Below are 12,149 nucleotides of genomic sequence, written 5' to 3'. Positions count from 1 at the left end.
CTCGAGGACGGCCATAGCGGGATCATTGATCGAAGGACATCGACACCCTTCGATGTCGAGTATCCGCGCAGATATCGACAAGTGTCAATCTGAGGGCATAATGGTCGGGTGAATGCTGCACAGACCGTCCCCGAAACCGCTGCAGCAGAATGCTGCACGCCGCTGACCCGGGACGTGCTTAGCGCTGAGGACGCGCAGCGGTTTGCCCAGCTGCTCAAGGCCGTCGCCGAACCAACCCGGCTGCGCCTGGTGTCCATCATCGCGGCACAGGAGAACCAGGAAGCCTGTGTCTGTGACCTGACCGAACCAGTAGGGCTGGGCCAGCCCACGGTGTCTCATCACCTGAAGATCCTGGTGGACGCGGGAATCCTGCACCGGGACAAGCGCGGTGTGTGGGCGTACTATTCGATCGTTCCCGGCGCTCTGGAACGGGCTGCAGCAGTACTCTCACCCCGGTAGCGTCTACTCACCGGCGTCCATACCCGTCACCGGTGCGCCGTCACGTTCATAGACCAGGCGGAGCACCCCCGAGGGGAACGACTGCGGGTTCGAGGCAAGGGTGAAGGCTGCAGGAACGCCGGCGCCGTCAGCGAAGATCCGCTTGCCGCTGCCCAATGTCACGGGATACAGGAAGAGATTGAGCCGGTCCAGGATCCCCGCGGCCAGCAGGGCGCCCGCGAGGGCACCGCTGCCCACAACGTGAATGTCCTGATACCGGTCCTTGAGCACTGCCGCCTCTTCCACTGTGGACAGGACGCCAGTTCCCTCCCAATCCGCTTCGTCCAGTGTCCGGGACACCACGTACTTGTCCATGGAATTGAACTTCTCCGCAATCGGGTTGGTGTCTCCGCGCTGCGGCCAATAGCCAGCAAAAATGTCGTAGGTCCGGCGGCCAAGCAGGAGCGCATCCATCTGGTTAATGCCGGCCATGATCGCGCTGCCGGACTCGGCGTCGGCAAAAGCGGCCTGCCAGCCGCCAAGGGTGAAGCCTCCGGAGGGATCCTCATCTGCGCTGCCGGGTCCTTGGTAGATGCCGTCCAGGGTCATGAACAGGTCAAGGGTGATGCTCCCCATGCTGTGCTCCTTACGTCAGTGCCAAACGGATGAGCTTTCCGGTCCTGGGTTCCGCTCCCAGACAGGATAATCTTCCCGACCTCGCCTGAGTCCATGGCCGCGCAACGGCTAGGCTGGCTCAGGCAGCAGCAGCGGCCACCCTGGAGGATATGGCCGAACCCAGAAGCAGGACCCGGAAGGTCCGCTCCGTGGCTTCCTCCAGCAGCATGGCACCCTCCGCAACAGCGCGTTTGAGGTCCATCGGGATGGGAATGATGCCGGCGATGGCGTCGATCCCGGCGGCGTGAACATCCGCAGCGTCCTTGCCGATGGAACCGGCAAATGCCAGCACCGGAACGCCCGCGCGCTGCGCACGGCGGGCCACTTCGGCCGGAACCTTGCCGCGGGGAGTCTGGAAATCAATGGCACCTTCCGCCGTGACCACCAGATCCGCATTCGCGATGTCGGTGTCCAGATCGATGCCGGCAAGCCCGGAATCCAGGAGCAGCTCGAACCTGGGAACCAGCCAGCCACCCACCGCTGCGAGGCCCGCACCGAGGCCGCCGGACGCGCCCGTGCCGGGACCGTTGCGCAGGTAATCCTCCGACGTCCCGGTGGCCTCCGCCAGCAGCCTCGCCCAATTGTCCAGGCCCCGGGAGAGCTCCTCCACCTGGTCCGGGGTCGCGCCCTTCTGCGGCCCAAAGACCCTGGCCACCCCCTGCGGGCCGCACAGGACGTTGTACGGATTCAGCGCCAGCTCCAGCCGGCACGCGGAAAGCCTGGGGTCCAGCCCGGAAAAGTCGACGTGTCCGGCCTGCGCCAGCGCGGCACCGCCGTCGGGCAGGTCATTGCCGTTGCGGTCGAAGATCTTCACGCCGAGGGCTCGGAGGGCGCCCGCCCCGCCGTCGGAGGTCCCGGAATCACCGCAGCCGACTACGATCCGTTCCGCGCCCTGGTCCAGCGCGGCAGAAATGAGCTCGCCGACTCCGCGCGTGGTGGTAGCTCCGGGATCGCGCATATCGGCGGGAACGAGCCGGAGCCCTGCCGCTGCGGCCATCTCGACGACGGCGGTGGGGCGCTCCGCCCGGCCAAGGACGGCGAAGTGCGAGTCGACTGTCCGGCCCACCGGACCGGTGACCCTGGTGCGGACGATTTTTCCCCCTGTCGCACTGGCCAGTGCAGCGGCCGTCCCTTCCCCGCCGTCGGCCATGGGCACCGCGTTGATGCTGACGCCGGGGATGACGCGCCTGATCCCGGCAGAGATGGCCGCAGCCACCTCGACGGCATCGAGGCTTTCCTTGAAACCGGAGGGTGCAACCAGAATCCGCTGCGGAATGGTCATGACCATGATGGACACCTTTTCTTGGGGGTTTTTGGGGGTTTTGTGGGTCAGGGGGAAACGATCACCGGCAGGCCCAGCAGGGGCCATACCGTGAAGCTGAACAGGAGTACGGCCACGGCGCTCATCGGCGCCAGCCAGGCGGAGAGCCGGAGCAGATCGGCCGGTTCGAAGTTTGGCTGGCCCTCCGTTTCGGCGAAGATGGCCACTGGCTTGGCGGAACTCGTCAGGGTGTGGCAGAAGCCTGCGGCAGCCGTGGAGGCGAAGGCGGCGGCCATCGGATCGACGCCCATCGGGGCAGCGGAGGCCACGATGACGGGAATCAGAACAGCAGACCGGGCCGACCGCGACTGGATCGCCAGGTGAGCGGCTGTCGAGACCAGCACGACGGCGACGACGAAGACATAGGGCTTGGCGGCACCGAAGAACTCCACCGGCCCCAGCATCGACGCTGCCAGCCAATCCGCCGCGCCTGTCCTCACCAGGCTGGATCCCAGTGCCAGGGTGGCGGCCATGAAAATCAGCATGGACCACGGAACCTTTTTCAGAGCTACACCCAGGTCCACGGATCCGTAGGCCGGCAGGCACACCACCAGGGCGCCGATGAGGGCCACCAGCGCAGGGTCCAGGCCATGGATCGGCTCGGTGCACCACAGTGCCACCACGGCGCAGAGAAGCAGCAGGGAGCGCTGCTCATCGAGGTCCAGCCGGCCGGTGATCCGCTGTGGGCTGTCCTGCTGCAGGCTGGCGAGGGGAATCCGCAGCGGCTCCCGGCGTTCCTCCCTGCCGGTGAAGAGCCTGAGCACGAGTTCGGCAGCAAGGAAAGAGGCCACCAGTGCCAGCGGCAGTCCGAGCAGCAGCCAGGACGCGAAGTCGAACCCGGGATACCCCGCTGCCTGCAGGATCTGGCTGGTGATCAGGTGCGCGCCGGCGCCCAGAAAGGAACTGACAGCGGAGAGCAGGATCACGGTGGGGAACAGCACGGCCAGCATTTTCACCACCGCGGGACGGTCCTTGAGCACCCGCCGCAGGGTCAGGAAGACCGGCAGCACCAGGGCGGCGCGCCCCGACGTGGCAGGGATGGCGAAGGCCGTGACAATCAGGCCGAGGCAAGTCAGGTGGGCCAGCTGCCGGACCGACCGGGCACCCGAAACGATGAACGCGGCGCCCCGTGCGGCCAGGCCGGTGGACGCCACCGCAGCGGCTATCACGAAGGCAGCCATGAGCAGCCAGATGGTGTCCTCCCCCAGAGCCGCAAAGAGGTCCTCAGAGGGGAGGATTCCACTGATCACCAGTGCGACGGCGGCCCCCAGGGCTACGTACGTATCCCCCACCGGAGAGAAAATCCAGAACCAGACCGCTGCGATGAAGATGCACAGCGTGACCGCGGCGGCCCCGCCGAGGCCCCAGCCGGCGACCGCGTTGACCGCCAGGACGGCCATCAGGCAAAGCGCCACACCCAGCGCGACGGCGGCGGAGGGCTTCAGCACGCCAAGGAACCTTCTGCCGGTTTCAGCGTTCTCCGGCAGGCTGGCACCTTTGGGTGTGGAGGTGTAGAAGACTTCGCTCATGTCAGCCGGTATCCCGCCCCGCGGACAGTTTCCAGGCGGCCAGCGCCGATCTTGGCGCGCAGGGCGCGGACGTAGACGTCCACCACGTTCGACGCGGGGTCAAAGTCCATGTCCCACGCATGGGAAATCAGCTGCTCCCGGCTGAGCACCTGGCCCGGATGGCGCAGGAAGACTTCCAGCAGGGAAAACTCGCGGGCAGTCAGGTCGGCGGTGTCTTCTCCGGTCCGCACCCGCCTGCTGCGCATGTCCAGGACCAGGTCCCCGTGGGTGAGGGTGGATACCGGGGCGGGCTCGGCGTCGTCGTTCAGGCGCAGCCGGACACGGGCAAGGAGCTCGGCGAACTGGAACGGTTTCGTCATGTAGTCATTGGCGCCGCTTTCCAGTCCATGGACGGTGTCTGCTACCGAATCACTGGCTGTCAGCACGATCACCGGGGTCCGGCAACCCTCGCTTCGGAGGCGTTCGAGCACGTCGAAGCCGCTGAGGGTAGGGAGTCCAATGTCCAAAATGATCATGCTGAAACCCCCGGAGCGTGCCAGGAGCAGGGCGCTGGCGCCGTCCTCCACGCAGATGCAGGTGTAGTTCGCGGCCCGCAGGCCTTTCTCGATGAACTCGGCTATCCGGCGGTCATCCTCCGCGATCAGGATCCTGCTCATGGGTTCATATCTTTCTTTGGCTTCGGGCCGTCGGCGGCCTTTTCTGTGCTGCAGGAGGTGCCTGTGTCCGGAGGGAGGGCGGATACTTCACCGGGCGCTTCCGGGGTCGGGATGGTGATACCGAAGGTGGCGCCGTGCCCGGGCGTGCTGCGGACCCAGACCGTCCCATGATGGGCTTCGGCGATGCCGCGCACGATAGCCAGTCCCAGGCCGGCACCGGGGCGGGCGCCGTCGCCTTGATCTGCTGCCTGCCCGCGGTGGAACCGGCCGAAAATGCGGGCAGCTTCCTGCGCGTCCACGCCGCTGCCGCGGTCGGCAACCCAGATGGTGAACCGGCGCGCGGTCCCCTCCTCCTCGAAGCGGGACCCAAGGCTCACAGTGCTGCGTTCCGGGGAATACTGGCAGGCATTCGTCGCCAGCTGCAGCACGGCCTGGGTTATCCGCTGCGCATCCACGCTGATGGTGCCTTCGGCAATTTCCAGGATCGGCCAGCCCCGCGGACCCAGGACCTGCGCCTTGGCTTCGATGTCGAGAAGCAGTGCCGCCGCGTCGGTGGGCCGCGGGACGGCGAACCCGGGGCGGTCTACCTTGGCCAGCAGCAGCAGGTCCGAGACGATCCGGCCCATCCGTGCCAGTTCCCCGTCCACCAGGGCCAGCGTCCGGCTGCGGTCCGCCGCATTGTCCTCCATCAGCTCGAGGTGCCCGCGGATCACGGTGATTGGCGTGCGCAGTTCATGTGAGGCGTCGTCGACGAATGCACGCTGCGTCCGGTAGGCCGATTCCAGCCGGTCAAGCATCATATTGAAGGTCACAGCCAGCGCGGAGATGTCGTCGTTGCCGCGGACCGGCACCCGGGCGGTGAGATCGCTCTCCGAGATTTCTTCGGCAACCCGGCGCACTTCGCGGATGGGTGAGAGGATCTGCCCAGCCACGAGCCAGGCGATCCCGGCGGTCACTGCGAGCCCGCCGAAGGAGACGAAGAAGATGGTCAGGATGGTGTCGGCAACCTCCTCCTGGCGAGGAGCCATATAGACACCGACGATCAGGTGGCCGGTCTCGTCCCCGGAGACAACCGGCAGTCGAACCCAGTGCATCTCCCCCGCACTGGTCTGGGCAATGCCGGAAGCGGCGTCCCCCGAGCGGATGCTGCCCATCAGCGCGTCGTCTTCGGGCAGGTTGTGGCCGTTGGCGGGCGAACCGTTTGCGCCTGCGGCGGTATAGAGGATCCGCTGGCCAACACTGCCCACAATGACTTCATTCGGGGCCGCCGACTGCCGGCTGAGGAAGATCTCCAGCATCTTCTCGATGGAGGTAAAGGGTTCAGCCGTGGTGGGATCGACTCCTTCAGCCGCGAAGGCCCGGAATTCCTGCAGTTCCTGGTTGATGTCCTGATGGGCCTGCGTCCTCGCCTCATTAAGGAGAAGCGACTTCATGGTCAGCAGCACGGCCAGGAGGGTCAGTGCGGTGGTAAGCAGGATCCAGCCGGCGATCCGCCAGCGGGCGGGTACTTTCGAACCCCGCCGTGCACAGGGATTACCGGCCTGAGGACGGTGTTCCGGCACAGGAGGTGCCGTGCGGTCCGGTGCGGGTACGGTCAGTGCCACTAGTCGTCATCCTCTTCCCCGGCGTCGTCGTCATCGATGACGACCGGCGGCAGGACAGGCACGGGTTCCGCGGGAGTGACCGGGGCCGGTGCAGGAACCACCGGTCCTTCCGCAGGCGTGGCCTGCGGCTGCGGCGCCGGGGCGGTGTCCGGATCTGACGGTGCAGGGGCCGGGGGCGCAGGCTCCGCCGGGGCCGTGGGGGAATCGCTTGGCCGCGGTTCCAGTCCGTGGGCAGGCGCCCCGTCAGGACCGGGGCCCAGTTCGACCGGGGTCGCGTCAACCTTGGGAGGTCCGGCCGGAGGCAGGAGCAAGGTCCCGGCTACAGCCAGGAGCACCGGCACCAGCAGCATCGCCCCCAGCAGGAGCACACGTCGCATCGTTTGCATGCCTACATAGTTTCAGGGCTTTATGAGGCCACCGTGAAACGGCGATGAAGAATTCTTCATCTTCGCGGATCGAAGCCGTCCACTGGCACCGAGGCAGGAGCGCTCGGGTTAGGCGGCTTTAATACTCCCGGCGAGCTCTGCGAGCAGGGAGTTTCGTTGCCGCCGTTCCGAACCTTCCTGCCGCGCGCTAGACGTTCAGCGAATCCGTTCCAGTGCAGCAGAAAGGTACGGCGCCGTCCGGCTGGCTTTACAGCCCGCAACCTCATCGGCCGTTCCGGCACAGATGATCCGGCCGCCGTCGTCGCCGCCTGCCGGGCCCATGTCGATCACCCAGTCCGCAGACGCCACCACGTTCATCGAGTGCTCCACCACCACAACCGTGTTGCCTGCGTCCACCAGCCGGTTGAGCTGGGCCAGCAGCAGCTGCACGTCCTGCGGGTGCAGGCCGGTGGTCGGCTCGTCCAGCAGGTAGAGCGTGTGTCCGCGGCGTGCCCGCTGCAGCTCGGTGGCCAGTTTGATCCGCTGGGCCTCACCGCCGGAGAGCTCGGTGGCGGGCTGGCCCAGGCGAAGGTAGCCGAGCCCGACGTCGAGCAGGGTGTTCAGGCTGCGTGCCGCGGCAGGAACGTCGGACAGGAACTCCGCGGCAGTCTCCACCCGCATGCCCAGCACATCCGCGATGCTCTTGCCCCGGTACGTGATTTCCAGGGTTTCCTCGTTGTAGCGCGCGCCGTGGCACTGCGGGCAGGGACCATAGGTCCCGGGCAGGAACAGCAGCTCGACGGCGAGGAAGCCCTCGCCCTGGCAGGTCTCGCAGCGTCCGGCGGCCACGTTGAAGGAGAACCGTCCGGCGGTGTATCCGCGGGCCCGGGCCTCATCCGTGGAGGCATAGAGCTTCCGGACGGCGTCGAACAGTCCCGTGTAGGTGGCCAGGTTGGACCGCGGGGTCCGGCCAATGGGTCGCTGGTCCACCTTCACCAGCCGGTCCAGATGCTCCAGGCCGTCAATGCTGCGGACCTGCACGCCGGGGTCTGCGCGCTCCGGCGCCGCGTCGTCGCCTTCATCTTCCGGCTCGGGCGGAGCCCCGTTGACCTGGGTTCCCACGACCTCTGCCAGCACCTGGCTGACCAGCGTGGACTTGCCGGACCCGGACACACCGGTCACAGCTGTCAGCACGCCGAGCGGGATCTCGGCGTCGAGGTCCACGAGGTTGTGCCGGGTGATGCCCTTAAGGGACAGCCAGCGCTCAGCGCGGCGGCGGGCAGGAGCGGTTTCCTCGGCTTCGCCGAAGAGGAAGGGCCGGGTGGCGCTCTCCGCAACCTCGGCCAGTCCTGCAACCGGACCGCTGTAGAGCACGGTGCCGCCGCCGTCGCCCGCCTGCGGACCGACGTCGACAATCCATTCGGCGCTGCGGACCACGTCCATGTTGTGCTCGACGACGAATACCGAGTTCCCCGCATCCTTGAGTTCCTGCAGGACGGCCAGCAGCGGTTCGGCATCCGCCGGGTGCAGGCCGGCGGAGGGTTCGTCCAGGACATAGACGACGCCGAACAATCCGGACCTCAGCTGGGTGGCGATCCGCAGCCGCTGCATCTCCCCCGGTGAAAGCGTCGGCGTTGCCCGGGACAGGCTGAGGTAACCCAGCCCCAGGGAGATCAGGATTTCGAGCCGGGAAAGCAGGTCCCGGGTAATGGTGACGGCCACCTCGGTGTTTTCGTTGGACGCCGCGGACCGGGACGCCGTGCCCGCTTCCTTGAGCTCCGCTGTCGGCCGGATGACCTCCGCGAGTTCGCCCAGGGTCGCCCCGTTGAGTTCGGCGATGTTCCGGCCGGCGAAGGTAACGGCCAGTGCCTCCGGGCGGAGACCCGCTCCCCCGCAGACGGGACAGGGTCCGGAGACCATGTACGCCAGGACCCGTTCGCGCATCTTCGCGCTGCCCGAATCCGCCAGGGTGTGCAGCACGTAGCTGCGTGCGCTCCAGAACCGTCCCTTGTACGGCTTGGCCACGCGGTCGCGCTGCGGGGTGATGGTGACAACGGGCTGTTCCTCAGTGAAGAGGATCCAGTCGCGGTCCTTTTTCGGCAGCTTCCGCCAGGGCACATCGACGTCGTACCCCAGGTGGATCAGGATGTCCCGCAGATTCTTGCCCTGCCAGGCGCCCGGCCAGGCCGCAATGGCACCGTCCCGGATGCTCAGGTTCGGGTCCGGGACCAGGGATTCCTCGGTCACGGTGTGCGCGATGCCCAGGCCGGAGCATTCGCGGCAGGCACCCGCGGCTGTATTGGGCGAGAAGGCGTCGGAGTCGAGGCTGCCCGGCACGGCATCGGCAGGGTAGGTGCCGCCGCGGGAGAACAGCATCCGCATCGAGTTCGACAGCGTGGTGAGCGTACCGACCGTGGACCGTGAGCTCGCCGTGCCGCGGCGCTGCTGGAGCGCGACGGCGGGAGGCAGGCCAGTGATGGCCTCCACCTTGGGATTGTGGCCCTGGGAGATCAGCCGGCGGGCGTAAGGCGCCACCGATTCGAAGTACCGCTTCTGGGCTTCTGCGTAGATGGTGCCGAACGCCAGGGAGGACTTGCCGGAGCCGGAGATACCGGTAAACGCAACAATGGCGTCGCGTGGAATATCGACGTCGACGCTGCGGAGGTTGTTTTCCCGGGCGCCGCGGACGCGGACCATGCCGTTGCCGGCGGCGCTGATGAGGTTGGGAGCGGACTGGTCTGCTGCAACAGGTTCGGTACTCACCCTCCGACGCTAACAGGGCACCTCTACCGATATGTCCTGCTGCCCACGGTTTCACCATGGGCGTGATCAGCGGCCCCCAGGGCTCCCCGAGCACCGGCCAGGGCTCCCTGCCCGTCGCCCGATACAGCAGGGATTCACGGCGTGAGAGCTGATGACTGGCGGCGGTCAGGGATCGTCCTTTGGGAGAGTCCCGCACCGGGATCCGCACTCACTCTGCGGCCGGAATGGCTATAATTATGGGAGAACGTTTGTCTATGTGCCGGACCCTCCGCTCCCCCCCATAGCATCGTCTTTGCCCCACCTCAGTGATGTAAGTGACCCTAGTGCGTACTGATTCTGATCTCTTAAGGTCGGTAGCACCCGCTCGCCGACCTTCGCCACAGTCCTCCCGCGGCCTGCTCATTGACTGGGATCCCGCGACCTACCGGCAAACACTGGAGCGGTTTGCCGCTGACCGGCCGTTAACACTCCCCCATTCCGAAGCCGAAACCGGCTCTCCGTTTCCCTTCCGTCTCACGGTCTTGGACGCCGATGTTCCGTCGCCGATCATGCTGCACCCGCGCTGGGAGCAGGCGCTGGCGGGCTTCGTTAGGGAACAGGCCCGGGGCGTGCCGCTGGGCGCCGGAAACCGTAACTACAAGGACAGCAACCCGAAGTGTGAGGTCGCCGTAGCCCTCACGCCCCTGCGCGTGCTTGCCGGAGAACGGACCATGGAAGAACTTCAGGCCATCGCCTCCGGGCTGGAACTGCCCTGGCTGCGTTCCTACCTTTCCTTCCACCATGAGACCGCCATCCACTCCGTACTTCGCATGACGCGGGAGGAAACTGCAGCTGCTGTGCGGGAAACAGCCGACGCCGTGGACCGGATCCGGCACGTCGACGGACCGGCCGCCGAGGTGCTCGCGGCAGTACGCCGGCTGCAGCAGCATTTCCCACATGACCGGGGCATCCTGCTGGCCGTCTGCATGAAGCTGATCCAGCTGGATCCCGGGCATGCAGCCGTGATACCTCCCGGGTGCATGCATTCCTATCTGTCCGGCCAGGCAGTGTTGGTTATGGGCACCTCCGATAACGCGTTGCAGGCAGGCCTGACCCAGGAGTATGTGGACCTCTGCGAACTGCAGCATCTGACGAGCGGCGGACAGCCGCAGCCTTCTCCCCTGCCCGTGGTCGACGTCGGCGACGGCCAGCAGCGCATTCCGCTCTGGAGCAACGATTTGGACCTGCGGCGGGTGGTCGTAGGAAGTGGCCAAAAGCCCGTCAGCGTGGGGCCGTTTAGCGTTGTGCTGGCCGCGACGGAACCCGCTGACATCACCGTGGATGGGGCCACGGCGGATTTGGAGCCCGAGGCGAAGATCCTGTACGCCGGGGAGCCCGTCACAGCCACGATCACGGGGCCGTCCCAGATCTTCGTGGCTTCAACGCTCTAGCTGTACACAAACAGCACGGTGTTTACATCTGGGCGAGTCCAGGCCGCTCCTCGGCCAGCGGTGGATTCATCGAGCGCCGCGAAAGCCGCAATGATGCTGGCCGTACCGAAGGCAGCAGCGACGGATCTTGGGCACAGCGTCACTGGACACCCCGGTTCCACGCTGGTTGAGTACGGACATGACACCCCAACCGGCCTCTTCCATCTGGTCTGCCGTGCATGAAGAACGCCGTGCGCTGATTCAGGATCTGGAGAATCTCTCTGCCGCACAGTGGCAGACGCCCTCGCTTTGTCCGGGCTGGGATGTGCACGATGTCCTGGCCCATCTTGTCGATACCGCCAAAACGACCAGGCTGGGTTTTATCCGCCGCCTGCTTGCCGCCCGGATGGATTTTGACCGGGATAACACTGCCGGAGTCTTCCGTGAACGTGCCCAGGACCCTCAAATCACCCTGGCGGCGTTCCGTTCCGTCCAGTCGCGGAAGTCCGGCCCTCCGGTGCCCCTCGCCACCCGGCTGGTGGAAGCCGTGGTCCACGGGGAGGACATCCGGCGGCCTCTGGGCATTGTCCGCACGTACCCCGTTGCGCCCGTCCTCGCGGCGCTGCAGCATCAGCTGAAGACGTCCGTGAAAATCGGCGGCGGCAAGGAGCTGGTGGACGGGCTCCGCTTGGTGGCCACGGACGGCCCCTTTGAACTCGGCAGAGGCGATGAGGTTCGCGGTTCATCGGTGGCGCTCCTGCTGACGGTGTCCGGCAGGCCGGTTCGGGACGATGAGCTCGACGGCGGTGGTTCAGGCGCGCTGCTGAAACGGTGTTCCACTTCCTGAGCCCCTCAGTCTTTGCCGGTCCAGGAACCGCTTGAACAGCGGCCGCCATGTCGCTGTCAGCCCCTGCCCCCGCAGCACAGACTGCCCCTGTACAGCCGGACGGTTTCTCCGCCACAATCAGGGTCATCACGTGGCTGGGCGTTAGGGAGGTACTCGATGTCATTTCAAGCCTATTTGGACACGATTGAACAAAAGACCGGGCTGACTCCCCGCGAACTCCTTGGGATGGCAAAAGCCAGGGGTTTCGACGGCGAGAGTGCCAAAGCAGGCGACATCCTGGCGTGGCTGAAAACGGACTATGGGATTGGACGCGGCCATGGCATGGCCCTGGTGCACGTGATCAGGAATGGCCCGAAGATCGATGCCAAGCACGTGGGCACCACGGGAACGCACCGGGACGAATCGGACATGCTCTGGCTGGACGGGGCAGCGACTAAGCCGTCGTGATTGAAACCCCCTTGATTGCGCCGGGGAACGCAGCCGAGAGGCTGAACCGCCGACGTCCAATAACCGATCCTCCACCGCTCCTGTCGGCTTCCAGT

11 protein-coding genes are annotated in these 12,149 nt (G+C 66.3%); 4 read left to right on the top strand and 7 right to left on the bottom strand.

Annotation, left to right across the window (positions count from 1 at the left end; all coding sequences use genetic code 11):
* Positions 1-108: 108 nt before the first annotated feature.
* Complete coding sequence (locus tag NF551_RS07270; RefSeq protein WP_227897005.1) at positions 109-459, top strand: ArsR/SmtB family transcription factor; 351 nt, start codon at positions 109-111, stop codon at positions 457-459.
* Between the two features lie 3 nt (positions 460-462).
* On the opposite strand, the gene NF551_RS07265 is transcribed toward NF551_RS07270, so the two are convergent.
* The 7 genes from NF551_RS07265 to uvrA all read right to left on the bottom strand — a co-directional run bounded on the left by NF551_RS07265 (position 463) and on the right by uvrA (position 9,285).
* Positions 463-1,074, bottom strand: a complete 612-nt coding sequence (locus NF551_RS07265; protein WP_227897006.1) for a dihydrofolate reductase family protein — start codon at positions 1,072-1,074, stop codon at positions 463-465.
* A 118-nt stretch (positions 1,075-1,192) separates the two neighbouring features.
* Positions 1,193-2,401: a glycerate kinase family protein gene (locus NF551_RS07260; RefSeq protein WP_227897007.1), complete on the bottom strand. Its 1,209-nt coding sequence runs from the start codon at positions 2,399-2,401 to the stop codon at positions 1,193-1,195.
* Positions 2,402-2,442: 41 nt separating this feature from the next.
* The gene (locus NF551_RS07255) at positions 2,443-3,963 is read right to left on the bottom strand and encodes an SLC13 family permease (RefSeq protein WP_227897010.1); all 1,521 of its coding nucleotides are present in this window, start codon (positions 3,961-3,963) and stop codon (positions 2,443-2,445) included.
* Entirely contained in the window at positions 3,960-4,619 is a 660-nt protein-coding gene (locus tag NF551_RS07250) for a response regulator transcription factor (protein WP_227897012.1), read from the bottom strand. The genes NF551_RS07255 and NF551_RS07250 overlap by 4 nt, the downstream gene beginning before the upstream one ends.
* The gene (locus NF551_RS07245) at positions 4,616-6,223 is read right to left on the bottom strand and encodes a sensor histidine kinase (protein WP_227897013.1); all 1,608 of its coding nucleotides are present in this window, start codon (positions 6,221-6,223) and stop codon (positions 4,616-4,618) included. The genes NF551_RS07250 and NF551_RS07245 overlap by 4 nt, the downstream gene beginning before the upstream one ends.
* The gene (locus NF551_RS07240; protein ID WP_227897014.1) at positions 6,223-6,609 is read right to left on the bottom strand and encodes a hypothetical protein; all 387 of its coding nucleotides are present in this window, start codon (positions 6,607-6,609) and stop codon (positions 6,223-6,225) included. Before NF551_RS07240 ends, NF551_RS07245 begins: the two co-directional genes overlap by 1 nt.
* Before the next feature lie 195 nt (positions 6,610-6,804).
* Positions 6,805-9,285, bottom strand: a complete 2,481-nt coding sequence (uvrA, locus tag NF551_RS07235; RefSeq protein ID WP_227897184.1) for an excinuclease ABC subunit UvrA — start codon at positions 9,283-9,285, stop codon at positions 6,805-6,807.
* 380 nt (positions 9,286-9,665) lie between these two features.
* Between uvrA and NF551_RS07230 the strand changes: the two genes are divergently transcribed.
* From NF551_RS07230 to NF551_RS07220, 3 genes are all read left to right on the top strand, one after another.
* Complete coding sequence (locus NF551_RS07230; protein WP_349293302.1) at positions 9,666-10,781, top strand: type I phosphomannose isomerase catalytic subunit; 1,116 nt, start codon at positions 9,666-9,668, stop codon at positions 10,779-10,781.
* Positions 10,782-10,959: 178 nt separating this feature from the next.
* The gene (locus tag NF551_RS07225; protein ID WP_227897017.1) at positions 10,960-11,607 is read left to right on the top strand and encodes a maleylpyruvate isomerase family mycothiol-dependent enzyme; all 648 of its coding nucleotides are present in this window, start codon (positions 10,960-10,962) and stop codon (positions 11,605-11,607) included.
* A 156-nt stretch (positions 11,608-11,763) separates the two neighbouring features.
* Positions 11,764-12,054 (top strand): DUF4287 domain-containing protein, encoded by a 291-nt coding sequence (locus tag NF551_RS07220; protein ID WP_227897020.1) that lies wholly within the window; start codon positions 11,764-11,766, stop codon positions 12,052-12,054.
* Positions 12,055-12,149 lie beyond the last annotated feature (95 nt).

The sequence above is a fragment of the Arthrobacter caoxuetaonis genome, from assembly GCF_023921125.1.
Classification (GTDB): Bacteria; Actinomycetota; Actinomycetes; order Actinomycetales; family Micrococcaceae; genus Arthrobacter_B; species Arthrobacter_B caoxuetaonis.
This window is presented reverse-complemented; position numbering and strand designations above follow the sequence as displayed.

Bases quoted from the DNA above. Each gene is read 5' to 3' on its own strand.
- NF551_RS07265 (WP_227897006.1), bottom strand. From the start codon at position 1,074: ATGGGGAGCATCACCCTTGACCTGTTCATGACCCTGGACGGCATCTAC.
- NF551_RS07260 (WP_227897007.1), bottom strand. From the start codon at position 2,401: ATGGTCATGACCATTCCGCAGCGGATTCTGGTTGCACCCTCCGGTTTC.
- NF551_RS07255 (WP_227897010.1), bottom strand. From the start codon at position 3,963: ATGAGCGAAGTCTTCTACACCTCCACACCCAAAGGTGCCAGCCTGCCG.
- NF551_RS07250 (WP_227897012.1), bottom strand. From the start codon at position 4,619: ATGAGCAGGATCCTGATCGCGGAGGATGACCGCCGGATAGCCGAGTTC.
- NF551_RS07240 (WP_227897014.1), bottom strand. From the start codon at position 6,609: ATGCAAACGATGCGACGTGTGCTCCTGCTGGGGGCGATGCTGCTGGTG.
- uvrA (WP_227897184.1), bottom strand. From the start codon at position 9,285: ATGGTCCGCGTCCGCGGCGCCCGGGAAAACAACCTCCGCAGCGTCGAC.
- NF551_RS07225 (WP_227897017.1), top strand. From the start codon at position 10,960: ATGACACCCCAACCGGCCTCTTCCATCTGGTCTGCCGTGCATGAAGAA.
- NF551_RS07220 (WP_227897020.1), top strand. From the start codon at position 11,764: ATGTCATTTCAAGCCTATTTGGACACGATTGAACAAAAGACCGGGCTG.